We start from the raw sequence: 23,779 nt of genomic DNA, 5'->3' as shown, positions 1-23,779 counted from the left end.
GTAGTGTCGGCAGGGTGGACGTACTGAACGCCCGGTCGGTTATCGATGTGGCCGGGGTGGTGGGGGTGTGGGCCATCGTGCTCGCGGAGACCGGGCTGCTGGTGGGGTTCTTCCTGCCCGGTGACACGGTGCTGCTGCTGGCCGGGGTGGCGTCCTCGCAATCGGCGCTGACGGTGTTCGGGTATCGGCTGTGGCTGCCGGCACTGCTGGTGGGGACACCGGTGTGTGCGATCGCGGGGGCGCAGATCGGGTACGTGCTGGGGGCGCGGGTGGGGCCGCGACTGCTGGCGCGGCCCGGATCGCGCTGGCTGACGGCGGCGAGAGTTCAACGTGCGCAACGGTTTCTGGCGCGGTTCGGGCACGGCAAGGCGATCGTGATGGCCCGGTTCGTGCCGGTGGTGCGCACCATGCTCAATCCGGTCGCGGGTGCGCTGGGGGTGCCGGCGCGCCGATTCCTGTTCTGGAACACCCTCGGCGGGCTGCTGTGGGCCGACGGGGTGATCATGCTGGGGTATCTGCTCGGGGACTGGCGGCCCCACGACATCAATTCCTACCTGGTCCCGGCCCTGGCGGTGTGGACGGTGGTATCACTGATACCGATCGGCATCGAGGTGCTGCGCACCCGCGCCAAGCCCGACTCCGGTGCGAACTGAAGGGACGTCCATCGATGACCACCAAGACCGTTCTGATTACCGGCACCTCCTCCGGCATCGGCCTGGCCACGGCCATCGCCGCCGCCGAGGGCGGATGGCATGTCATTGCGACCATGCGCGACACCGCCAAGTCGGCCGCCCTGTCAGCCGCCGCGGAGAAAGCGGGCGTGAGCGTCGACGTCCGCGCGCTCGACGTCACCGATCCGGCGTCGGTCGCGGCCTGTGTGGCCGGGCTCGACGGCCTCGACGCGCTGGTCAACAATGCCGGGGCGGGCCACGTCGGCACCCTCGAACAGGACAGCATCGACGATGTCCGGGCCGTCATGGAGACCAACTTCTTCGGCGTCCTCAACATCACCAAGGCGGCGCTGCCGCTGCTGCGCGCGAGCAGCGGGCGGGTGCTGACCGTAACCAGTGTCGGCGGCATCGTCGGGCAGCCGTTCAACGAGGCCTACTGTGCCGCCAAATTCGCGGTCGAAGGCTTCATGGAAGCCCTCGCACCGGTGGCCGCGAGCGTCGGGGTGAGCGTCGGCGTCATCGAACCCGGCGCGGTGGCAAGCGAATTCGTCAACAATGTCGGCGTCGACGACACTCTGCTGGCCAAGGCCGGCCCCTACGCGCCGGCCCTGACCGCCTACCTGGGCCGCACCCGGGAGGCTTTCGCCAACGCCCAGCATCCGGACGAGGTCGCCGCCCAGATCGTCGAGCAACTCGACGCCACTCAGCCCGCCTTCCGCACCCTCACCTCCGACCTCGCCCGCGCCTTCACCGGGCTCAAGCTCTCCGACACCGACGGCTCGGCGGTACAGCACCTCACCGCGACCTGGATCGCCTGAATCCGGCTCAGGCCCAGGGTAATTCGGCGCGCGTCCGCCAATAGCCGGCGGGCGTCTCGGCGAGCACGGCGAGCTCGGACAGTTCGCCGGGAGACAGATCGATCCGGGCCGCACCGAGATTCGAGGTCAGCTGATCCAGGGTCGCCGCACCCGAGAGCACCACATCCGCCCAGGGTTGCGCGGCGGCCGCGGCCAGCGCGAGCGCATCACAGGACACCCCGATATCGCCGGCCAGCTTCCGCAGCGCGGCGGTGTCGGGCCCGGTCGCATTGCGGTCGGCCAGGCGGCCGTTGGCCATCCCTTCCTTCACCACCACCATCCAGCCCGCCGCATGCGCCTCGGCCAGCGCCGGACCCGCGGACGGCTCGAGCGGGTTCCAGGTGGACTGGACCGCGGAAAACAGCGGCCGCCCAGCCACTTCCACCTGCAATGCCGAGCGCAGCACCTGGGCCTGCCCGGGACCACTGGTCGACAATCCGACCCGCACGCCCTCCCAGGCGAGCACCGCCAGCCGCTCGAGCAGTTCGGGGTCGGTGAGCGCCGGACTGTCCGGGGTCACCGAATGCACCAGGTAGACATCGGGATTCCGGTCCAGCGCGGCCCGGGTCTCCTTGATCTGGCGCTCGAACACCGCCGCCGCATGCTCCTTGACCTCGTGCACGGGCACACCCGACGCCTGCCAGTCGGCGGTGTAGGTGTAACCCCATTTGCTGCCCAGCCGCACCTCGGCCGCGACCTCGGGCGGCGCGCCGGCCAGCCAGTCACCGACGAATTCCTCGGCGCGCCCGTAGGAACGGGCCGTATCGAAATACCGCACCCCCGCCGACCACGCCGCATCGAGCAGGGCGTGGGTGCGGACACGCATGGCCTCGACGCTGCGGTCGGCCGGCAGGTCGAGGTCGCGGCCGAGGGTGATGTACCCGGGCCGCCCGACCGCGGCCGTGCCCAGCCCGAACTTGGTGATCGGCACGGCGCTCACTTCGGATCGAAGGTGTCCGGGTTCGGTCCCACCCGGGTATCGACGTCGAGTCCGGCGATCAGCGTGCGGTCCTGATCGTCGAGGGCGAAGTCGAAGACGTCGAGGTTCTCCCGGATGCGCGAGGGCGTCACCGACTTGGGGATGACGGTATTGCCCAGCTGCAGATGCCAGTTCAGCACGACCTGCGCCGCGGTGCGGCCGTGCTTGGCCGCGATCTTGCCGATCACCGGGTCGGTGAGCAGACTGCCCTGCCCCAGCGGCGACCACGCCTCGGTCGCGATGCCCAGCGAGGTGTGCAGGGCACGCAGTTCGGCTTGCTGCAGGCGCGGATGCAGCTCGATCTGATTGACGGCGGGCACGAGCTCGGTCTCCGCGATCAGCCGCCGCAGCTGCGGGGGCTGGAAGTTGCTGACGCCGACGGCCTTTGCCCGGCCGCTGCGCGCGATGTCCTCGAAGGCCCGCCAGATGGTGAGGTAGTCCTCGCGCATCGGGTGCGGCCAGTGGATCAGGTAGAGATCGATGTAATCCAGGCCCAGCCGGTCCAGCGACGCGTCGAATTCCCGGTCGACGGCCTCGGCGGTCCACGTGGTGGAGGCGCCGTTCCAGAGCTTGGTGGTGACGAACAGGTCCGCGCGGGCGATGCCCGAGGCCGCCAGCGCCGCGCCGGTGCCCTGCTCGTTGCCATAGATGGCCGCGGTGTCGATACTGCGGTAGCCGGCCGCCAGGGCGGTCGAAACCGCTGTCTCGGCTTCCGCGTCGGGCACCTGGAAGACGCCGAAGCCCAGCTGCGGCATGGTGAGGCCGTTGTTCAAGGTGACGGTCGGGATCTTTACCACGGGTGACTCCTTGTCCGAGGGGGCGGTTACACCACCGCCATCCTATTTGTCGCCGATTTCGGCGTGTCTTGGCGGCAGATGACCTGTCCGGACTCCGATGATGCAAAGAGCAAGCATTCGGCAACCCAGTGTCGTCCGGAGGTGCGCACAACGTGTTGACAGCCGTGATCCGTCGCGGAGCCAGAATGTCCCGTCCGCTGCTTCTCACCGTGTTCGGCGCCGTGCCCCTGCTCATGGCGCTCGGCGCGGCGCCCGCGGCGGCGGCGCCGATCTATCCGGCGCCCGATCCCGACCCGTTCTTCTCGGCGCCGGCCGATATCGCGGCGCACGCGCCGGGCGAGGTGCTGGCAACCCGGCCGATGCCGCCCATCTTCGGCTTCCCCGGTATCGGCGTGACGCTGGTGAAGTTCCGGTCCACCAACTCCACCGGCGGTCCGATCGCGGCCACCACGACGGTGCTGCGCCCGCCCAATGCCGCACCCGGCGGGCCGCTGCTGTCCTATCAGCACATCATCAACGGCCTAGGCACCAAATGCGCTGTCTCGCACATCCTCTACACCAAGGACCCGAACCTGGTGGTGCGCGAGGCGCCGGTGCTCAATGCGCTGCTGTGGCGCGGGTGGACCATCTCGCTGCCCGATCATCTCGGCCCCAACTTCGCCTACGGCGCAGCCAAACTGGGCGGCCTGATCACCCTCGATTCCATTCGCGCCGTGCAGCACGCGCCCGAACTGAAACTGGCCACGAGTCCGGTTGCCATGATGGGCTATTCGGGCGGCGGCATGGCCACCTCGTGGGCGGCGGCGCTGCAGTCGCGGTATGCGCCCGAACTGCGCATGGTCGGCGCCGCCGTGGGCGGGGTGCCGATGAACCTGGTCAAGATGATCGAAGGCCTGGGCTATCAGCATCATCCGGCCTTCGGATTGGCCATGGCAGCGGCCATCGGGCTCGAACGCGAATACCCGAGCAAACTCCCGGTCAGCAACAGCATGAACGCCGCCGGGTTGGCCCTGCGCAACTCGATGGCCAACGGCTGCACCAATGACATCCTGGTTGCGGGCGCCGGGCACGCGGTGACGGACTTCGCGCGCTCGTATTCACTGCTCAACGATCGCGGCGCGCGAGAAGTGGTGGAGGAGAACAGCCTCGAACTGTTCGACGGCATCCCGACCATCCCGCTGTTCGAATGGCATTCCCCGAAGGATGCCCTGATCCCGGTGGACGCCATCACCCACACGATGGACCACTACTGCGCGGCCGGCGTGCCGGTGCAGACCCAGCTGTTCCCGACCCCGGACCATCTGACCACGGCGGTGCTCGGCGCACCGTTCGCGGTCGGCTGGATCGATGCGCGTTTCCGCGGCGAACCGGCACCGTCCACCTGCTGAATCATGAACCGGCCGCGGCGAACCCGACGAAAGGAGTGATGTGGTCATCCATCTCGGTGCCCTCCCCGACAGCGACTACCATCAGTTCCAGCGCCGGGTCATCGCGGCCTTCCGCGCCAATGGCGGGCGGGTGGGCGGACGCTTCGAGGGCCAGACCCTCATCCTGCTGACCACCGTCGGCGCCCGCACCGGACTGCGCCGCACCAGCCCCCTGCAGTTCTTCGACATCGACGGACGGCCCGCCGTCATCGCCACCGGGCTCGGCGGCGCCCGGAAACCGGACTGGTATCACAATATTCGCCACAATCCGCGGGTCATCGTGGAGATCGGCACCGACGTCTACGACGCCACCGCCGCCATTGCCGAAGAGCCCGAACACGACCGGCTCCTCACCCGGATCATGGCCCTGGAACCGGAGTTCGCGCGCTACCGCACGCCCGCGAACCTGCATCCGCCGGTCATCACCCTGCGCCCGCTGGTGCGCCCACACCGCCCGCGCGACCTGCGTTAACCCCCGGTCTGCGGCGTGCGGCCCGGCCGATGATGCAGGGCCAGTTGCAGTTCCAGCAGCAGCCGATCGGCCGGATCGTCGAGGTCGATGCCGGTGATGTCGGCCGTGCGGCGCAGCCGGTAGCGCAGGGTGTTGGGGTGGATGCGCAGGGTGTCGGCGGCGGCGCGCACATCACCGTGTTCGCGCAGATAGGCTTCGGCGCTTTCACGCAGGCTCGCAGCGTGTTTCGCGTCGTAGTCCAGGAGCGTGTCCAAGCGCGGATCGTGCAGTTCGGGGCGGGCGGCGAGCAGATCGAGGATCTCACCGAGCAGGACCGCGGTGCGCGATTCCTCCAGCGTGGTGATGCGATCGCGCGGGAAGGCGGCGGCGGTGCTGTCCAGCACACGGTCGACCTCGAGGCGGGCGCGGGCGACCTGGGTGAGATCCGAGACGGGAATCGCGATGGCGGCGCGCAGGATCAAGGCCCGCGCCGACTCCAGCTGGTCCACCAGCTGGCGCGTCCACGCCGCCACCGAACGCGCCGACTGATAGCGCGGCAACAGCACGTACGCGCGGTCACCGATGACGGTGGCCAGCGAATCGCGGCGGAAGGCGCTGGCGTGCAGGCGCATGGTGCTGCCCAGGGCCGAAAGATCCTGCTCTGCCGGAGAATCCGCGGACAGCGCGAACCCGATCACCGCCGACGGGCCGGTCACCGGAATGTTGAGCGCACTCGCCACCGACGGCACGTCCACGCCGCTGCCACGCGCGCCGAACAGCCGCTGGATGAGCAGTGCCTCGGTGGAGGGTGCGTCCAGACTGCGCGAGATGATGCGGGCGGCAATGGCCGAGGCGCCCCGCAGCACCTCGGCCGCACCGGGTTTGAACGGCCGCTCACCCTCCTGCAGCCAGATGGCCCCCAGCACACCCGAACCCGACGCCCCGCCCGCACCGGGCCGCCGGATGCCCACCACCAGACGGTGTTTGATCCCCAGTTCGTCGTGCGGGGGCAGGTCGATGACCTCGTCGGTCTGGCGCAGCCGGTCGAAGACACCCCATTGCTGCAGCACCCGCAGGTATTCCCGCGGCCCCTCGCGGCCCAGGATGGATTGGATGCGCAGCTGATCCGCGGCGTCGTTGGAGGCGGAGTAGGCGAGCACATGCGAATGCGCGTCCTCGATGCTGACCATGCCGCCCGCGTTCTGGGCCACGATCTGCGCGAGCCCGAACAGGTCGGTATCGGTGGCCAGCAGGTCGCGGTCCTCCGCGCCGGGTGTGCTGCGCGAGCGGTCCAGCATGCTGCGGATCAGCGGGTACACCTGATCCCAGCGGGCCTGCGGATGCACCGCGACCACGGCCACGCCCGCGCGGTCGGCGGCGCGGCGCAGGGCGGGGGAGTCGGGTGCGGTCTTGGACAGCAGGGCGCGCGGGCGCTGCCCGGACGGGCGGGCGACCATATCGCGCAGCCAGGCCACCGCATCGGCCTCGGCGATGCCGACGTGCAGGTACATGTCCAGGGTGGGGGCGCGCGAATCGGTTTCCAGGGCCAGGTCCGAGGCGTCGACGAGGGCGACGGACCGGATGACCACGGTGTCGCCGGCGGGGGCGCCGAGCAGGTCCACCAGGGTGCCGCCGAGGGCGCCCAGTAGTTCGCGCAGTGTGATGCCCGGATCGTCCGCGGCCATGGTCACGCCTCCGTTCCGTTCTCCGGGCTCGATCGTCATCGCGCCCGCTCGCGCCGGTGACCCGTTCGGCCGACCGTACAACAGGAATATCACTTCTTTGGCCTATCGGCTCAATCCAGTGACGGCCGATCCGAGTTGAATTCCGCGTAATCACCGTGTGGTCCGAACCACAGTTCGCAGGAGGAAGCATGGACGCCGTCACCACCCCGCCCACGCCGGTCAACGAACCGGTGGGCACCTTCGCGCCGGGCACACCCGAACGCGCCCGGTTGCGGGCCAAACTCACCGAACTCGCCGCGGCACCCACCGAAATCCACCACGTCATCGGCGGCGCGCACCGGCGCGGCGCCGGCGCCACGGTGAATGTGGTGCAGCCGCACCGGCATTCGGCGGTACTCGGCACGCTGACCATCGCCGAGCCGCAGGACGTCCGCGATGCGGTGGAGGCCGCCGCGACCGCCGCACCAGGGTGGCGGTCGATGCCGTTCGAGGATCGCGCCGCGATCTTCCTGCGTGCGGCCGATCTGCTCTCGGGCCCGTGGCGCGAAACCATCGCCGCGGCGACCATGCTCGGCCAGTCCAAGACCGCCTACCAGGCCGAGATCGACGCCCCCTGCGAGCTGGTCGACTTCTGGCGCTTCAACGTGCATTTCGCCCGCCAGATCCTGGCCGAGCAGCCGATCTCCGCGCCCGGCGTATGGAACCGGGTCGAGTACCGGCCCCTGGAGGGCTTCGTCTACGCGATCACCCCCTTCAACTTCACCGCCATCGCCGGGAACCTGCCGACCGCGCCGGCGCTCATGGGCAATACCGTGCTGTGGAAGCCCTCGCCGACGCAGGCCGTGGCCGCCTACTGGACCATGAAACTCCTGGAAGCCGCCGGCCTGCCGCCCGGCGTGATCAACCTCGTGCACGGGCACGGACCCGAGGTCTCGGAGATCGTGCTGGCCGACCGGCGGCTGGCGGGCATCCATTTCACCGGCTCCACCAAGACCTTTCAGCACCTGTGGCAGTCGGTGGCCGGCAATATCGCCGGCTACGACACCTACCCGCGCCTGGTCGGGGAGACCGGCGGCAAGGATTTCGTGCTCGCGCACAGCTCCGCGGATCCGGATGTGCTGACCACGGCCCTGATTCGCGGCGCCTTCGACTATCAGGGCCAGAAGTGCTCGGCCGCCTCGCGGGCCTTCGTCGCGAAGTCGGTGTGGGAGAAGATGTCCGGCGACTTCGTCGACAAGGTGTCGGCGCTGAGCTACGGCGACGTCACCGACCTGACCAATTTCGGTGGGGCGCTGATCGATCGGCGGGCCTTCGACCGCAATGCCGCGGCCCTCGACCGGGCCAAGGCGACCGCGGGCCTGACCGTGCTCACCGGTGGGCGCGCCGACGACAGTGTTGGATACTTCGTCGAGCCGACCGTGCTGCTGGGCGATGATCCCGGCGACGAGGCGTTCCGCACCGAGTACTTCGGGCCGATCCTGGCCGTGCACGTCTACGACGACAGCACCGCGAGCGGCTTCGATGCGGCCCTGGACCTGGTGGATCGTGGTGCGCCCTACGGGCTCACGGGTGCGGTCATCGCCGATGACCGGGTCGCGGTCGGCCGCGCGACCGAGCGGTTGCGGTTCGCGGCGGGCAATTTCTATATCAACGACAAGCCCACGGGCGCGGTCGTCGGCCAGCAGCCCTTCGGCGGTTCGCGTGCCTCGGGCACCAATGACAAGGCCGGTTCGCCGCAGAATCTGCTGCGCTGGACCTCGGCGCGGACCATCAAGGAGACCTTCGTCCCGCCGACCGATCACCGCTACCCGCACCAGGCCGTCGAGGCCGCGCACACCGCGGAGGAGCGCTGATGTTCACCAGTGTGCTGCGTCCCGCGCTGCTCGCTGCCTCGCGCTCGCCGCGGGTGGAACGGTCGGTGAGCGGTATGTCCGCGACCCGGAAGCTGGTGGACCGCTTCGTCGCCGGGTCCTCGGAGGAGCAGGCCGCGGCCGCGATCCGCAGCCTGCGCGGGAGCGAGCGGTTCGTCACCATCGACTATCTGGGTGAGGACACCACCGATATCCGCCAGGCGCGCGCCACCGTCTCGCATTACCTGGAGATGCTGCGCATGCTCGCCGAGCTGCCGGAGTCGGCCGAATCGGTGCGGCCGCTGGAGGTTTCGCTGAAGATGTCCGCGCTGGGTCAATCCCTGCCGCACGACGGGCATGCCATCGCCCGCGATCACGCCCACCAGATCTGCACCGCGGCCATGGCGGCCGGGGTGTGGGTGACCGTGGACGCCGAGGATCACACCACCACCGATTCGACCTTGTCCATCGTGCGCGAACTGCGCGTGGACTTCCCCTGGCTGGGCACCGTGTTGCAGGCCTATCTGCGGCGCACCGAATCGGACTGTCGCGATTTCTCGGGCCCGGGGTCGCGAATCCGGTTGTGCAAGGGCGCCTATCGCGAGCCGGCGACGGTGGCCTTCCAGGATCGGGCCGAGGTGGACAGTTCCTATCTGCGCTGCCTCGAGGTGCTCATGCACGGTGACGGCTATCCGATGGTGGCCACCCACGACCCGGTCATGATCGAGGCCGCCTATCGTGCCGCGGCGGCCGCCGAGCGCAAGCCCGACGAGTTCGAGTTCCAGATGCTCTACGGCATCCGCGACGAGGAACAGCGCCGGCTGGTGGCCGACGGGCAGCATCTGCGCGTCTACGTCCCCTACGGCGACGAGTGGTACGGCTACTTCATGCGGCGACTGGCCGAACGCCCGGCGAATCTGGCGTTCTTCCTGCGGTCGCTGCGGCCCGGCGCGCGGCGCTGATCGGGTCCGGGCGTCCGGCCGAAGTGCAGACTGGACGCCCGGTCGTTGGCCGTTCGGACAACACTGATGAACTTTATTTAACTAATCGGCCGATCACACCCCCGCACATGGTCGTATTAGCTGAGCTGGCTCTTGTGTGACCTGCGTTACTGCATCGAGGCAGGGCGCGGAGAAAGAACGAAAGGATGCCGCATGTCGATTGCGGAGTTGCGCGGTCAGATCCTGCGCCGCAAACCCCTCATAGAGGTAGAGGACGACACCGCCGAGGACCAGAAGCTCTCCAAACACCTCGGACTGTGGCAGCTCACCGCCATCGGCGTCGGCGGCATCATCGGCGCGGGCATCTTCGCGCTCGCCGGTTCGGTGGCCAACAAGACCACCGGGCCCGCGGTGCTCGTCTCCTTCCTCATCGCCGGTGTGGCCAGCGCCTGTGCGGCGCTGTGCTACGCGGAGTTCACCGGCATGGTCCCCAAGGCGGGCTCGGCCTACACCTACGGCTATGTGTCGCTGGGTGAGCTGGCCGGCTGGTTCATCGGCTGGGATCTGCTGCTGGAATACGTGGCGGTGGCCGCGGTGGTGGCCATCGGTGTGTCGGGCTACTTCAACTTCCTGCTCGACCAGATCGGAATCACGTTGCCGCACTGGATGCTCGGCGCGTCCGGGACCGGTGACGGGCATGTGGTCGACGTGTTCGCCATGCTGTTCTGTCTGGGCACGGCGTGGGTGCTCTCACGCGGTATCCGCAGTGTGGGCCGGTTCGAGACGTTCTTCGTGGCCATCAAGGTCGCGATCGTGCTGCTCATCATCGTGCTGGGCGTGTTCCACATCAACAGCGCCAACTACTCGCCCTACTTCCCGTACGGCACGGGCGCGGTGTGGACCGGTGCGGCGACGGTGTTCTTCGCGGTATTCGGCTACGACGCCATGAGCACCGCGGCCGAGGAGTCCACCGAGGCGAGAAAGCATCTGCCCAAGGCGATCCTGTACTCACTCGCCATCGCCATGGTGCTGTACGTGCTGGCCACGCTGGTGCTCACCGGTATGCAGAAGTACACCGAGATCAGCCCGACCAGCGGATTCTCCACGGCCTTCAAGTCGGTCGGGCTGCCGGGCGTCGCGAACATCATCGCGATCGGCGCCATCGTCGGCATCGCGACCGTGGTGCTCACCTTCATGCTCGGTGTGACCCGCGTCTGGTACGCCATGAGCCGCGACGGACTGCTGCCGGCCTGGTTCGCCAAGACCCACCCGGTGCGCAAGGTGCCGACCCGGGTGACCTGGATCGTGGGCATCGGCTCGGCGATCCTGGCGGGCCTGCTGCCCATCAATACCGTTGCGGAGCTGACGAATATCGGCATCCTGATGGCGTTCATCGTGGTCAGCGTCTCGGTGATCGTGCTGCGCTACACCCGCCCCGACGAGCATCGCGAGTTCCGGCTGCCGCTCATGCCGGTGGTGCCGATCGTGGGCATCGGGTTCTCGATCTACCTGATCTGGTCGCTGCCGTGGGAGACCTGGGTGCGGTTCGTGTCCTGGCTGGTGGTCGGCCTGGTCATCTACTTCGGCTACTCACGCACCCATTCCAAACTGGCGCAGACGGCACCGCCGCCGGCCGTCGCCGAAACTGCTTGACCCCCAAAGACTCCGGGGAGTAACCGACGCCAATATTCCCCGGATGGCCGGGTGGGTATGCCTCCGCAACCCACCCGGCCGCTTGCCATATCAGCGCAGGATCCGTTCCACGAGTTCGGGCTTCCACTGGACGTACTCGGCCTCGGAGCCATCGGCGTGGCGCGCGAACAGATACCACCCGGTCGGCCCCACGGCCGGCCCGAACGTGATTTCCGCACCGTGAGAGGACAGTGTCTCGTGAACCGCGTCGAGATCGCTCACGACCACGGTGGTCGTCGCAGGGGGCAGCGTGGCCGCGGCCGCCGCGGGACCGGCAATAACCAGGAAGTCACCGATGGCGGCCAGTTCCACCGGGCCGAACTCGAGGCGCAGATCCGGTGCGGCGCCGACGAGTTCGGTCAGCAGTGGCAGGGCCTGGTCCAGGTTCCCGGTCCACAGTCGCGCGTAGGTCTTGAGAATGGTCATCCTCGAACCGTAGGAAAGATGCGGCTGACCAGCAATAACGCACTATTTTGTGAGTAAGGAACCCGAAGGTGACTACGAGCCGGCCGAATCGAAACGCGCCCGCGCAGTGGAGATGTGGTCGAGATGGCTGCGCGTCCAGTGGCACAGGCCGTGGACGGTCCGTTGCAGTTCGTGCCCGGCCTCGGTCAGGTGGTAGTCGACCCGCGGCGGCACGGTCGCGTACGGGGTGCGCTCGATGATGCCGTCGCGCTCCAGGTTTCGCAGGGTCTGGGTGAGCATCTTGTGACTGACTCCCTCCACGCGCGCCTTGATCTGGCCGAACCGCAGGGTTTCGGCGCCCAGCACGTCGATGACCAGCAGCGCCCACTTGTTGGCGATATTGCCGAAAACCTGGTTCGCGATCGCGCTGACCTCCGGGGTCGGTGCGGTCCGGTCACTGTCTGCGTCCACCCGTCGCACGTTACCCGCACACAACACCACCAAGCCCGCCGCGAGAATCGCCATCCCGCACCAGGACACCAGCGGGAGTCGTTCGCCGACCACGCTCACCCCGAGTACGGCCGCGACCGCCGGTTCTGCCAGGGTCAGGGTGGTGGCGACGGCAACGGTGGTGTGGCGCAGGCCGTATCCGAACAGGCGGTAGGCCAGGAACGTGGTGAGCAGGGCCAGGTGTGCGGCGACGGCCGCGCCGCGGGTGGTCGCGAGCCAGGCGAATCCGGCGTGCAGCACCACCGGGAGCACCAGCAGGGCGGCCAGGCCGAACATGGCGCCCATGACCCGCGACGAATCATGGCCGCGGGCAATGAGCTTGCCGCCGATCAGGGAGTAGACCGCGTAGGTGAGCCCGCCGCAGGCCGCCAGGCCGATACCGAACACGTCGATGCTGCCGCCGCGGCCCGCACCGTGAGCGAGCAGAACGGGGCCGAGAACCAGTACGGCGCAACCGGTTACGGCCAGCAGCGTGGCGGCCGTCCAGTGCGGGGTCGGGCGGCCCTGACCGGCGGCCCAGGCCAGCAGTCCCGCGAAGACCGGGGCGCTGCCCAGCGCCACCACCGTGGCGACCGCGACGCCGATGCGGGCGATCGCCGGGTAGAAGGTGACGGGATATCCGGCCACCGCGCACGCGCCCAGCACCAGCAGCAGGCGTTCGGATCGCCGGTAGCGCAGGCGTGCGGATCCGTTGCCGCGCAGGCGATCTCCGTGGGCGGTCAGGAACAGCAGCAGTCCGCCGAGGGCGAGCCCGGCCGAGCCGATGGCGGCCGCGGGGGTTCCGGCCGGGGCCAGCGAGGCGGCGGTTCCGGTGCTGCCCCACAGGGCGGCCGCGGCCAATATGGCTGCCGGACCGCGGCGCGGGGTGGGGTGGGATGTCGAAAGTGCGGACGTGGCAAGGTGATTCGGCACAGTCGGGTACTCCGTCGTCGAATTCCGGTGGTGAAGGGAATCGAAACGGGCGCACGACGGCATCCGGGCTGCCGCGAACGGATCAGCCGGAGTGCGAAGCGGAGATCAGCCGGTGCGCCCGATCAGGCGACCGGGGGCGGCGTGACCGCATGCCAATAGGTACCCACGCAGCGAGCCTAACCGGCGATTGTTCGAGACCGTCCGCGACCCGGATGATCTCGAAGTTTTGATGAGAGAGAGGAAAGTGCGTGAATAATCTTCGATACAGTGCACCTGTGAAGAAGGTTCCTTCGACACCGGCGGCGATCGACGATATCGACCGGGTACTGCTCGACGAACTCGCCCGCGACGGGCGGATGACCAACAATGCCCTCGCCGACCGGGCCGGCATCGCGCCATCCACCTGCCTGGGGCGGGTGCGGGCGCTGGTGGAGCGCGGCGTCATCCGCGGCTTCCACGCCGATATCGATCCCGCCGCGCTGGGCCGGGATCTGCAGGCCATGATCGCGGTCCGGGTGCATGCCGAGGCCCGCAGCCACCTCGCCCAGTTCGGCGACCAGATGGCGGCGCTGCCGGAGGTGGAGAACGTGTACTTCATCGCGGGCGCGGACGACTACCTCATCCATGTCGCCACCGCGAATTCCGGTGAGCTGCGCCGATTCGTGCTGGAGAATCTCAGCGCGCATGCGGCGGTCGCCTCGACCGAGACGATCCTGATCTTCGAGCATGTGCGCCAGGGCGGGCCGAGCACCATCTCCTGACGACCTGTAGACACCGGTGCGCCGGCGTCGCCCTCGGGTTCCGAGGCCGGCGCCGGCGCATCCGGGTCCTCGCGCCACGCACGCGGATTCGAGTCTGCGAGCGAATCCGGTTGCGGCGCAAGGCAGTGCGGATCCGGCGCACCCAACCGGGCACCGGATCCGCGGGGTCGGGACGGGTCAGGCCGCCACGGTCTGCGCGACGTAACCGTGCGCCTCGGCCACCGACTCCGACAGCAGTACGCCGTCGTGGGTGCTCAGGCCCGCGGCCAGGCCCGCATCGGCGGCGGTCGCGGCGCGCCAGCCCTTGTCGGCCAGGGCCACCACGTAGGGGAGCGTGGCATTGGTGAGCGCCACGGTCGAGGTGTGCGGCACCGCGCCGGGCATGTTGGCCACGCAGTAGAAGATCGAATCGTGCACCCGGTAGGTGGGGTCGGCGTGCGTGGTCGGGTGCGAATCCTCGAAGCAGCCGCCCTGATCGATGGCGATGTCGACGAGCACCGAGCCCGGCTTCATCTGCGCGACCAGATCATTGGAGACCAGCTTGGGGGCCTTCGCGCCGGGGACCAGCACCGCGCCGATGACCATATCGGCCTCGCGCACCAGGTTCTCCACCTCGAGCCGGTTGGACATGACCGTGCGGACCTTGCCGTGGTACATGTCGTCGATCTCGCGCAGGCGGGTGATATTCAGGTCCAGCACGGTGACATTGGCGCCCATGCCCTGGGCGATGGCGATGGCATTGCGGCCGGACACGCCCGCGCCGAGCACCACGACATTCGCCGGGCGCACACCGGGCACGCCGCCGATGAGCACGCCGCGGCCGCCGCCGTTGCGCATCAGATGGTAGGAGCCGGCCTGCGGGGCCAGCCGGCCGGCGACCTCGCTCATGGGGGCCAGCAGCGGCAGCGAACCGTCACGGCCGGTGACGGTTTCGTAGGCGATGGAGGTGATGCCCGAGTTCAGCAGGGCGTCGGTGCACTCCTTGGAGGCGGCCAGGTGCAGGTAGGTGAACAGTACCTGATCGCGGCGCAGGCGCGAATACTCCTCGGCGACGGGCTCTTTCACCTTCAGGACCAGGTCGGCGGTCTTCCAGACCTCGTCGGCGGTGTCGAGCACGCGGGCGCCGGCGTAGGTGTAGGCCGCATCGTCGAAGGTGGAGCCGATGCCGGCGCCGGTCTCGAGGTAAACCTCGTGGCCGCGGGTGACCAGCTCGTGCACCCCGGCGGGGGTGCAGGCAACCCGGTACTCGTGGTTCTTCACCTCGCGGGGGATACCGATCTTCATTCTTCACTCCTGTGCGTCGTCTCGTGCGTCGGGGCGACTGCCGCCGTTGGAGTGAAGTATGAAGATTCTGCGGGATTAATGCCAGAACACTGAAGATAATTCTTCAGTGTTCTGTTTCATCATTCGAATGATCGGTTTTCGGGCCGATGTGGCGGGTCTCACCGAATCATCTTCGAGCGGGTGAGTCTCTCAGTTCGAAGACTCGGGCCACCCGTCGCCGACGGGCCAGCCACCCTTCCGCAGATGCGTGCGGACCCGTTCCACATCGTTTTCCAGGGGCATCTCGTCGGTGAGTTTGGTGATGAGCACACCGACATCCACCTTGTCGGCGGGCAGCGCACCACGCTGCACCAGCGCGCTCACCACCTCACGCACCTCGTCCTCGGACAACCGCCGTGAGAGCAGGGCGAACAGTGGCACGTAATCCGTCTCCGGCACCCCCTGCGGATAGCCGGCGCGCAGCCAATCCACAATGCGTGCGAGCAGGTCGGACCAGGCCATGGAACTCCGCTTCCTCTGTGCGAGAACGCAACTCAGGCGTCGAACGGATCAGCGAGCGGCCAGCCACCGGCGGCCAGCCGGGCGGCCACTCGGTTCACATCGTCCTCGCCCGGCTTCTCCAGAGCAAGCTGCGAGATGGCGTGTTCGATCTGTGAGCGGTCGATTTCGCGGTCGGAGGTCACCAGCTGTTCGATGATCTCCTCCACCTCCTGGTCGGTCAGTTTGCGGTGCAGCACCGCGAACAGCGCGACATAGTCCTCCCGCGGAATGCCGTGCGGGTAGCCGGCCCGCAGCCAGTCCAGGATGGTGGCGAGAGGGAGCGGTTCGTCGTCATGTACTCAACTCTTCTTTGCGCCGAACAGCTGGATATCGAAGGTGTGGCTGATGAAATCCTTGGCGATGTAGAGGATTCCGGCCACGACCACGATCAGGGCGACCGCGAAGCACACGTAGGCGAGCACCTGCATGAGCGGATTGCGTTGCGGGGCGGGCGCGCCGTTGACCGTGACGGGTTCGGCGGCCCAGAAGCGAACGCCGAGCCCGAAGATCAGCGGGACCCCGAGCGCGAGCGCGATGAGCGTGACTTCGCCCAGCGACTTGGCGATGGCGTTGAAGGTATGCATGTTTCGCGGACTCCTCAGGCCGCCACGGACGTCTTGGCCGGCCGGTCCGGCGTGCTGCCGTCGTCCCAATCGGCGTTGACATTGGAGGTGTCGACCGGATTGCGCCGCGACCGCAGGTACATGTAGCCCGCGAGCACGATCAGGATGACCAGATCCACGCCCACACCGGCGAGTCCGCCGATCGCGTCGGCGATCCACCAGCACAGCGCGCCGACCAGACCGGCCAGCGGCAGGGTCAGCAGCCAGGCCACCGTCATCCGGCCCATGACACCCCCGCGGAACCGGCTCAGGCCGAACCGAGCAGGCCCAGCATGCTGGAAACCGCTGCGGGCCAGGTGAACTGCTCCGCGCGACTGCGCGCGGCCTGACGGCGCTGCGCGGTCGGGCGCGAGAGCACATCGGTGACGGCGGCGGCGAAGGCGCGCGGATCGTCCGCGGCCACCGCCCCGCAATCGGCCGTCACGATATCGGCCAGCGCCGAGGAACGGCTCGCCACCACCGGCGTGCCGGCGGCCAGGGCTTCCAGGGCGGCGAGACCGAAGGTTTCGTGCGGGCCGGGCGCCAGCGAGACGTCAGCGGTCGCGAGCAGGGTGGCCACCGCCATACGGTCGTCGATGAAGCCGGTGAAATGCACGCTCGACAGGCCGTCACGCAGGGGCGGCAGAGTGCGGGCGCGGCGCTCCAGGGCGTCGCGGCGCGGACCGTCACCGGCGACGATGAGGCGCGCGTCCAGGCCCGTGCGACGCAGGGCGGCAACCGCTTCGATGCTGCGATCCACCCGCTTCTCCACCGACAGGCGCCCGCAGTGCACCAGCAGCGGATAGTCCGCGGCGCCCAGATCCACCCGCAGGCGATCGTCGTGGCGGTCGGGACGGAACATGTCCAGGTCCACACCCAGCGGGACCAGTTCGACATTGGGGACGTCGATGCGCTGGAACTCCTCGCGCGCGAATTCGGTTGTGCAGACCACGATGTCATAGGTCTGGGCGGTGCGGCGATTGGCGGTGTCGGCGGCACGGCGGGCGGCCGGGCCCGGCAGCACCTGGCCGAGCAGGCGATCGAGGCGTTCGTGGGAGATCATCACGCTCGCGATACCGCGGCGCCCGGCCCAGCGCCCGAAACCGCGCAGCGTCAAGCGATCCGACACCTCGAGCACGTCGGGGCGCAGCCCGGCCAGCACATCGGCCACCCGGCGCGGATGCGCGGCGCGATAGCCGCCCGTCCACGGAATCGCGGGCGCGGGCACCGTGATTCGCACGACGCCCGACGCGAGCGCCTCTTCCGCGCGCCGCGGGCCCGGCACGATCAGCACGACCTCGTGCCCCGCCGCCACATACCCATCACCGAGGTGATGCAGTGCGGTGCGCAGCCCCCCGGAACGCGGACCGTAGAAATTAGCCAGCTGCACGATGCGCACGCGCCGATCGTGGCAGGTCGACGGTCCACCCGTGCAGCCCCTGCGACCAACATCGCGTGAACTCCAGCAGAAGAACCGGCCAACCCTGCCGAAGACCGGATTACGCAGGCCGCGGGCCGGTGGAACGCAGGCTGCGGATACCGGAATGCGAACCTCGCAGCGAGCATCCGGCGCGCCACTGGTCAGACCGCTTGACCTGTTGCGTGGCGCGGACCTAGCGTTCGGGCATGGCATTCAAGCGGATCGACCGGCGCACGGTCCCCGACACCGTGTTCGACCAGCTCGCGGGCGAGGTCCTGGCCGGTGAACTCGGACCGGGCGCCACGCTGCCCGCCGAACGGCAGCTCGCCGAGACGCTCGGGGTCTCGCGGCCGACCGTGCGCGAAGCGCTGCAGCGGCTGGCCCACAGCGGACTGGTCGAGGTGCGGCAGGGTGGATCCACCACGGTCCGCGACTTCCGCCGGCACGCGGGCATGGACATGCTGCCCCGGTTGCTGTTGCGCCAGGGTGAACCCGATCCCGCGGTCATCGGATCGATCCTCGAAACCCGCCGTGCGCTGGGACGCGAGGTGGCGGCGCTGGCCGCACAGCGCGCGGGGGCGGCACTGACCGGCGATCTCACCGTGACATTGGATCTGCTTGCCGCAGAACATGATCCGGTCACCCAGCAGCTGCACGCCCTCATCTTCTGGGATCACCTGGTCGACGGCGCGGACTCCATCGTCTACCGCCTGCTCTACAACGATCTGCGCGCTGTCTACGAACCCGCCGTCACTGCCCTGGCCACCGTCATGGCGCCCGAGGTCGGCAGCATCGGCCACTATCGCGCCCTGACCGCGGCCGTCGTCGCCGGGGACGATGCGGGCGCCCGCACCGCCGCCGACGAGCTGCTCGCGCTGGCCGCCACCGGCTTCGAGAGCCTCCTGCGCGAGACGCGGCAGCAGGGCGCCTGACCCTTTCGGCTCTGGGTCCCGTCGCACACGGCCCGGGTCGCCGGGCGCCGCGGCTGCTCGAATTGCCAGATCAGGCGCTCGGCATACCTGCGTGCCGTGTGATGCCGCGCCTGGGGTGAGACTCCGGCCGCCTGTGCCTTGCGGATTCGCCCGAATCCGGCCCGGCATATGGCGACTGGGCGGAGGATTCGGGTTCATCGCCCTGTTGACGTCGTCGCACGGATGGCTATATTGGTCTGACCACTTGGCCACCTGGCCAAGATCGGGTTGGATCTCGCGAGGCGGTAGCCCTGGACGACGCCGAATTCAACCTCACCGCACCCGAGCCCGACGTGTTCGAACAGGAACTCTCGATCGGGCCACTGCGGATGACGCTGCGCGCCTCCGGCGGCCGGACCCGAGGCGCGCTGCGAGACGAAACATCCAGCGTGGGCTGGGATCTGGCGTTCCGGAAAGTGCCCGGCCTCGGGGAGCCGCTGTCCATGCTGCCCAGCGCGCGGCTACTGGACACCTCGGTGCCGAACAACAAGCTGGTCAGCCCCTTTCCGGTCGCAGCCTGCTCCGGCTCGCTCGAATGGGACGGTGAACACTGGGATCTCGACGGCTGGCACGGCATGCAGGGACACAATTGGGGCAGCGAGCACAGTCCGGAATACGCCTGGGGGCAGGCCATTTTCACCGACACCGGCACCGGGGAGCCGTTCGCGGTGATGGAGGGGGCGTCGGGGCGCACGCGGATCGGCGGGCGGGTGTCACCGCTGATCTCCATGCTGGTGGTGCGGCGCGGGGACGACGCATACCGGTTCGATCGGATCGTGGACCTGTGGCGGCAGCGGCCGCGGCTGGATTTCCCGGAATGGTCCCTGCACATGCGCGGGCGCGACGGCACCGCGACGGTGCGGATGATCGCCGATCCCGCGCAGATGGTGTGCCTGGCCTACCGGAATCCCGCACGGGCCACCAGCTATTGCCTCAATTCCAAGACCGCGGCGGTGTCGGTGCATGTCGCGCCCGTCAACGGCAATGCCCTCGAATTGCGCAGTGCGCACGGGGGCGCGCTGGAATTCCTTGTTCCGCAGCCGGTTCCGGCCGTGCAGCCCGTCGTCTGAGAGAACAGCCATGCCTCTGACCTTCTTCGAGACCATGAGCGGTGAGCTCCACGACGCCGAGGGGCGCGCGCATTCCGTGGTCATGGAGCTGCGCAGTGAATCCGGGCGGGCGCTCGGGTTCCTGACCAATGGGCAGGCTCGGCTGACGGGCACCGTGCGGGCCGCGCAGTGGGTGGACGGGGTCGCCGTCACCGGGACGCTGGTGGCGCTGCCGGTGACGAAACGGCTCATGACCTACGACCTCGACTTCCGCGATGACGACGGGCGCGCGTGGCGGCTGAGCGGGCACAAGGATGTGCGCTGGCTGCGGCGCCCGTATGCGAGCCTCACGAATCTGGATACGACGCTGTGGTGTGAGGGCCGGGAGGTCGCGCACGGGTGGATGCGGTTCGAGACCCGGGATCTGCCCCGGTTCCTGGGTTCGTTCCGGCCATGGGCGTCACTGCGTACGGACCTGCCCGACGGCACCCGGCCGGCGCAGGCGTTCACCGACCGGCAGTTGACGACCCTGCAGGCGCTGGGTGAGGCGCTCATCGTGCCCGCGGGGATGGTGCCGCCGGTGAGTGCGGAGTCCGTCGCCCGGCTCGATTCCTATGTCGGCAATATGACCCCGCTCATGCAGTCCGGAATCCGGTGGGCCCTGCGGAGTCTGGATACCGCCGCGCGGGTACGGCACGGCAAGGGCCTGGCCCGGTTGCCGCAGACGTCGCGGCAGGCGGTGCTCGCGGCCGCGCGGCGCAATCCGGCGCTCGAGCCCGCGGTGGAGGCGGTCGAATCCTCGCTGCGGGTGGCGCATTTCGCTGACCGGCGCTACCTCGATGCACTCGGGGCGCCGCGGTATCTCGACGCCGTGCTCGAACAGACGCCGGGCTGGATGGCGAACGTGACCACCCCGGATGGTCTTTCGCGCCGGGAGGTCGTCGACTGCGATGTCGTGGTGGTCGGCACCGGTGCGGGCGGTGCGGCGGTTGCCGCGCGGCTCACCGAGCGGGGCCTGGGCGTGGTGCTGGTCGAGGAGGGCGAGTACGCGGGGCGGGCGCAGTTCCGCGGCGATCTCGGCGAGCGCACACAGAAGTTTTGGCGTGACGGCGGTTTCAATGTGGCCCTCGGCAATTCGGTGCTGGGCATCGCGACCGGCCGGCTGGTGGGCGGGACCACGGTCATCAACTCCGGCACCGCGTTCCGCACGCCCGACGCCGTGCTGCGGGAGTGGCTGGCGCTGGGGTTTCCGTCGGACTTCACCCCCGAGGCGTTCCGGCCGTATCTGGACGAGGTGGCGGCCGAACTCGGTATCGCCGAGGCGGATCCGAAGTATCTGGGGCGGATCGCGGACATCATCGGTGCGGGTGCGGACGCACTGGGTGCGGCGCACGGGCCGCTGCCGCGCAATGCGACCGGATGTGACGGCCAAGGCCAATGCGTGTACGGCTGCCCGACCGATGCCAAGCGCAGCAGCAATGTCAGCTGGGTACCGCGGGCGTTGAAGGCTGGCGCGCAGCTCTACACCAACCTGACGGTGACGCGGGTGCTGATGTCGGATTCGCGGGCGGTGGGAGTGCTGGCGGAGGGCCAGGATTCCCACGGTGCTCCGCGGATGCTCGAAATCCGGTCGCGGGCGGTCGCGGGCGCGGGCGGGCACGCTGCTGACGCCACTGTTGTTGCGCCGCAATGGGATCAGGCTGCCGGCGCTGGGACGGAATCTGTCGGTGCATCCGTCATTGAGCGCGGTCGCGTTGATGGCGGATGCGGGCACGCCGTGGCAGGGGATTCCGCAGGGGTATCACGTGACGGGACTCGGGGATCCGCTGGTCACCTTCGAAGGCGTCGTGGTGCCGCCGCAATTCGCCGCGGCTGCACTGCCTTTCCACGGCGCGCTGCTGACCGAATGGATGAATGCCTGGGCGCGAACCGAACAGTTCGGCGCCATGGTGCGCGACACCGGGACCGGCAGCGTCTCGCGCGGGCCCGGCGGGCGCACGCTGGTGCGCGACAGCGTGACACCGCGCGTGCGCGAGGCGCTGCGGCATGCGTGCGCGAAGCTGGCCGAACTGTTCCTGCTGGGCGGGGCACAGGAAGTCGCGCTGCCGATCGCGGGTTCAGCGCCGGTACGCACCCTGGCCCAGGCACGAGCGGTGGCCGAGACCTCGATCGGGCCACGCAGTTTCCGGTTGCTGGGCCCGCATCCGCTGGGCACCGCACGCATGGGCGCCGACGCCCGGACGGCCGTGGTCGATTTCGAGCATCGTGTGTTCGGTACGCGCGGTTTGTACGTCGCCGACGGGTCGGTGGTGCCGACCTCGCTGGGGGTCAATCCGCAGGTCACCATAATGGCCTTTGCCTTACGGGCGGCCGAGGCGATCGCCGCCGAATTGGGGTGATCGACCCGAATTCCCGCTTCGACTCGAATGTCCATTACGGATCCCTTGTCGCGTAAGCGAAATCTGTGATCAAGTGGGGGCACCCGCTGTCACAACGGGGCGGGGGACAAGGGGAGACGTCATGGGTGCGAGAGCCGAACTGGAGCAGGCGCTGGGTGGGCCGGTGGCCGCGCTGGATCTGCTGACCGATCAGGAGACAGCCGATCTGCTCGGCATGTTCCGCGACGCACAGCAGGCCGAGACCACCGCCATGGTGGAGGCGGTCGACAAGACCGTCGGCGCCCTGCCGTGGCCGTTGCGGACGGCCGCGAAGAAGATCATGTTCGGGAACAAGCTGGGATAGGCGATGAGCGATCTGGTAACCCGGGCGCAGATCGAACTGCTGTCCCGCACCCTGCACGTGCCCGCCGACCGCCTCGCCTACCTGGAGAAGCTCGGCGCCGCAAACCTGCACGACCTGCAGGAACGCCTGGCGAAAGTCATTTTCGCCCAGCACAATCAGACCTTCTCCCGGCTCACCCTGCTGGTGCCGGTCATCCCGCTGAGCATCTCGCTGCCACTGGTGCAGCGCATGGTGCCGCCGGTGATGGCGGGCCGCGCGGCCGGCGCGATCGGCGTCGATCATCCCCGCAAGGCCGCCGAGGCCGTCGGCATGCTCGACCCCGGCTACGCCGCGCAGGCCGCACCCTTCATGGACCCGCACAGTGTCGGGCAGCTCGCCGATATCGCGCCACCCAAACCGGTCATGCGCATCATCAACGAACTGCTGCGCCGCGGCGACTACATCACCGCCGGACCCTTCCTGGCCTATGCCACACCGGAATTGGTGCGCGCCGTCGAAGCGGACGTGCACGACGACGAGGGACTCATCCGCTCGGCGTCGTTCTCCTACTCCGGGGAGAACATCAGCATCATCATCCGCCACCTGCTCGCGGGTGCGGCCCGGCGCATCCCGAAACTCGTGCAGACCATCCTGCACGGCTCCAAGGAACTGCGGCTGGCGGCGCTGTCGGTGTTCGCGCGCTGCGATGCCGATGTCATCGTCGCCATCGGCGACATCCTCTTCGACGTCGGCACCGCCGAGGAGATCGCGGACCTCACCGAGACCTTCATCGCCGCAGGCGCGATCCCCGAAACCCTGCGCTTCATCGGCCGATTGAGCCCCGCGGCCCTTGACCTGCTGGCCGCCAACCCCATTGTCGCCGACCCGCAGGCCATCGACGCGGTCACCGCCGTCGTCAACGGCGACATCGAACCCGCTGTGTGGCGCGGACTCCTGGAACTGGCCGAGCGCACCCCGACACCGACTGCCCGCCGCATCGCCGGCCAGGTCTCGCATTTCGACACCGCCCCCCTGGCCCAGTTGCCGACCATCCTCACCACCGAACACCTGTGGCCCCCGGCCCTGAAGGTGCTCGCCGCCGCCGAACCCGACGCGCAATCCCGCATCGGCGAACTGTGGTCGGCCCTGCCCGCCTTGGAGCGCAACGAGATCGAACGGCGCATCGCCGACCTCGGACTCACCGACCAGCTCACGACACTCGCCGCAACCTTGCAGATCACGCAATAACGCCGG

At 68.9% G+C, this 23,779-nt stretch carries 24 protein-coding genes and 1 pseudogene; 14 read left to right on the top strand and 11 right to left on the bottom strand.

What is annotated here, in order from left to right; translation table 11 throughout:
* Positions 1-14 precede the first annotated feature (14 nt).
* Together ACH438_RS25590 and ACH438_RS25585 are read left to right on the top strand one after the other, a co-directional pair.
* On the top strand, positions 15-653 hold the full coding sequence (locus ACH438_RS25590; RefSeq protein ID WP_397009434.1) for a DedA family protein: 639 nt from the start codon (positions 15-17) through the stop codon (positions 651-653).
* A gap of 14 nt (positions 654-667) precedes the next feature.
* Positions 668-1,489 (top strand): SDR family oxidoreductase, encoded by an 822-nt coding sequence (locus tag ACH438_RS25585; RefSeq protein ID WP_397009432.1) that lies wholly within the window; start codon positions 668-670, stop codon positions 1,487-1,489.
* A 7-nt stretch (positions 1,490-1,496) separates the two neighbouring features.
* Here ACH438_RS25585 and ACH438_RS25580 read toward each other — a convergent pair whose 3' ends face one another.
* Together ACH438_RS25580 and ACH438_RS25575 are read right to left on the bottom strand one after the other, a co-directional pair.
* Complete coding sequence (locus tag ACH438_RS25580; protein WP_397009430.1) at positions 1,497-2,459, bottom strand: aldo/keto reductase; 963 nt, start codon at positions 2,457-2,459, stop codon at positions 1,497-1,499.
* Between the two features lie 5 nt (positions 2,460-2,464).
* Entirely contained in the window at positions 2,465-3,262 is a 798-nt protein-coding gene (locus ACH438_RS25575; RefSeq protein ID WP_397009983.1) for an aldo/keto reductase, read from the bottom strand.
* Positions 3,263-3,489: 227 nt separating this feature from the next.
* Here ACH438_RS25575 and ACH438_RS25570 point away from each other — a divergent pair, with 227 nt between their 5' ends.
* Both ACH438_RS25570 and ACH438_RS25565 read left to right on the top strand, forming a co-directional pair.
* On the top strand, positions 3,490-4,692 hold the full coding sequence (locus ACH438_RS25570; RefSeq protein ID WP_397009428.1) for a lipase family protein: 1,203 nt from the start codon (positions 3,490-3,492) through the stop codon (positions 4,690-4,692).
* 40 nt (positions 4,693-4,732) lie between these two features.
* Positions 4,733-5,203, top strand: coding sequence for a nitroreductase/quinone reductase family protein (locus ACH438_RS25565; protein ID WP_397009426.1), 471 nt, complete (start codon positions 4,733-4,735; stop codon positions 5,201-5,203).
* Here the strand turns inward: ACH438_RS25565 and ACH438_RS25560 are convergent.
* A complete protein-coding gene (locus ACH438_RS25560) occupies positions 5,200-6,906 on the bottom strand; it encodes a PucR family transcriptional regulator (protein ID WP_397009424.1) in 1,707 nt (568 codons plus the stop codon). The two genes, ACH438_RS25565 and ACH438_RS25560, sit on opposite strands and share 4 nt — an antisense overlap.
* Positions 6,907-7,055: 149 nt before the next feature.
* Between ACH438_RS25560 and pruA the strand changes: the two genes are divergently transcribed.
* From pruA to ACH438_RS25545, 3 genes are all read left to right on the top strand, one after another.
* Positions 7,056-8,720 (top strand): L-glutamate gamma-semialdehyde dehydrogenase, encoded by a 1,665-nt coding sequence (pruA, locus tag ACH438_RS25555; protein WP_397009422.1) that lies wholly within the window; start codon positions 7,056-7,058, stop codon positions 8,718-8,720.
* On the top strand, positions 8,720-9,679 hold the full coding sequence (locus ACH438_RS25550) for a proline dehydrogenase family protein (protein WP_397009420.1): 960 nt from the start codon (positions 8,720-8,722) through the stop codon (positions 9,677-9,679). The genes pruA and ACH438_RS25550 overlap by 1 nt, the downstream gene beginning before the upstream one ends.
* Before the next feature lie 192 nt (positions 9,680-9,871).
* The gene (locus tag ACH438_RS25545; RefSeq protein WP_397009418.1) at positions 9,872-11,311 is read left to right on the top strand and encodes an amino acid permease; all 1,440 of its coding nucleotides are present in this window, start codon (positions 9,872-9,874) and stop codon (positions 11,309-11,311) included.
* Between the two features lie 90 nt (positions 11,312-11,401).
* Here the strand turns inward: ACH438_RS25545 and ACH438_RS25540 are convergent, their stop codons facing one another.
* Positions 11,402-11,776 carry a VOC family protein gene (locus ACH438_RS25540; protein ID WP_397009416.1) on the bottom strand — a complete coding sequence of 125 codons (375 nt, stop codon included), beginning with the start codon at positions 11,774-11,776 and terminating at the stop codon, positions 11,402-11,404.
* A gap of 72 nt (positions 11,777-11,848) precedes the next feature.
* Positions 11,849-13,177: a winged helix-turn-helix transcriptional regulator gene (locus tag ACH438_RS25535; RefSeq protein ID WP_397009414.1), complete on the bottom strand. Its 1,329-nt coding sequence runs from the start codon at positions 13,175-13,177 to the stop codon at positions 11,849-11,851.
* Between the two features lie 275 nt (positions 13,178-13,452).
* Here ACH438_RS25535 and ACH438_RS25530 point away from each other — a divergent pair, with 275 nt between their 5' ends.
* Positions 13,453-13,938, top strand: a complete 486-nt coding sequence (locus tag ACH438_RS25530; protein ID WP_397009412.1) for an Lrp/AsnC family transcriptional regulator — start codon at positions 13,453-13,455, stop codon at positions 13,936-13,938.
* Positions 13,939-14,115: 177 nt separating this feature from the next.
* On the opposite strand, the gene ald is transcribed toward ACH438_RS25530, so the two are convergent.
* From ald to ACH438_RS25500, 6 genes are all read right to left on the bottom strand, one after another.
* Positions 14,116-15,222, bottom strand: a complete 1,107-nt coding sequence (ald, locus tag ACH438_RS25525; RefSeq protein ID WP_397009410.1) for an alanine dehydrogenase — start codon at positions 15,220-15,222, stop codon at positions 14,116-14,118.
* Positions 15,223-15,411: 189 nt separating this feature from the next.
* The gene (locus ACH438_RS25520; protein ID WP_397009408.1) at positions 15,412-15,723 is read right to left on the bottom strand and encodes a DUF3349 domain-containing protein; all 312 of its coding nucleotides are present in this window, start codon (positions 15,721-15,723) and stop codon (positions 15,412-15,414) included.
* A gap of 32 nt (positions 15,724-15,755) precedes the next feature.
* Positions 15,756-15,992 (bottom strand): DUF3349 domain-containing protein, encoded by a 237-nt coding sequence (locus tag ACH438_RS25515; RefSeq protein WP_397009981.1) that lies wholly within the window; start codon positions 15,990-15,992, stop codon positions 15,756-15,758.
* A gap of 69 nt (positions 15,993-16,061) precedes the next feature.
* Positions 16,062-16,346 (bottom strand): hypothetical protein, encoded by a 285-nt coding sequence (locus tag ACH438_RS25510; RefSeq protein ID WP_397009406.1) that lies wholly within the window; start codon positions 16,344-16,346, stop codon positions 16,062-16,064.
* Positions 16,347-16,360: 14 nt separating this feature from the next.
* On the bottom strand, positions 16,361-16,603 hold the full coding sequence (locus ACH438_RS25505; RefSeq protein ID WP_397009404.1) for a hypothetical protein: 243 nt from the start codon (positions 16,601-16,603) through the stop codon (positions 16,361-16,363).
* 29 nt (positions 16,604-16,632) lie between these two features.
* Positions 16,633-17,763: a glycosyltransferase gene (locus ACH438_RS25500; protein WP_397009402.1), complete on the bottom strand. Its 1,131-nt coding sequence runs from the start codon at positions 17,761-17,763 to the stop codon at positions 16,633-16,635.
* A 227-nt stretch (positions 17,764-17,990) separates the two neighbouring features.
* Between ACH438_RS25500 and ACH438_RS25495 the strand changes: the two genes are divergently transcribed.
* The 6 genes and pseudogenes from ACH438_RS25495 (at position 17,991) to ACH438_RS25470 (ending at position 23,773) form a co-directional block, all read left to right on the top strand.
* Positions 17,991-18,716: a FadR/GntR family transcriptional regulator gene (locus tag ACH438_RS25495; protein ID WP_397009400.1), complete on the top strand. Its 726-nt coding sequence runs from the start codon at positions 17,991-17,993 to the stop codon at positions 18,714-18,716.
* A 332-nt stretch (positions 18,717-19,048) separates the two neighbouring features.
* The gene (locus tag ACH438_RS25490; RefSeq protein WP_397009398.1) at positions 19,049-19,825 is read left to right on the top strand and encodes a hypothetical protein; all 777 of its coding nucleotides are present in this window, start codon (positions 19,049-19,051) and stop codon (positions 19,823-19,825) included.
* Positions 19,719-21,446: pseudogene (locus ACH438_RS25485) on the top strand (GMC family oxidoreductase N-terminal domain-containing protein); the annotation flags it as partial. The gene ACH438_RS25490 and the pseudogene ACH438_RS25485, both read left to right, overlap by 107 nt.
* A 115-nt stretch (positions 21,447-21,561) precedes the next feature.
* Positions 21,562-22,203, top strand: a complete 642-nt coding sequence (locus ACH438_RS25480) for a GMC family oxidoreductase (RefSeq protein WP_397009979.1) — start codon at positions 21,562-21,564, stop codon at positions 22,201-22,203.
* A 121-nt stretch (positions 22,204-22,324) separates the two neighbouring features.
* Positions 22,325-22,546 carry a hypothetical protein gene (locus ACH438_RS25475; protein ID WP_397009396.1) on the top strand — a complete coding sequence of 74 codons (222 nt, stop codon included), beginning with the start codon at positions 22,325-22,327 and terminating at the stop codon, positions 22,544-22,546.
* 3 nt (positions 22,547-22,549) lie between these two features.
* A complete protein-coding gene (locus ACH438_RS25470; RefSeq protein ID WP_397009394.1) occupies positions 22,550-23,773 on the top strand; it encodes a hypothetical protein in 1,224 nt (407 codons plus the stop codon).
* Positions 23,774-23,779: the final 6 nt, after the last annotated feature.

It is taken from the genome of Nocardia sp. NPDC020380 (assembly GCF_044386975.1).
Classification (GTDB): Bacteria; Actinomycetota; Actinomycetes; order Mycobacteriales; family Mycobacteriaceae; genus Nocardia.
The sequence above is the reverse complement of the archived record's forward strand: the minus strand, read 5'-3'. Positions and strand labels throughout refer to the sequence as shown.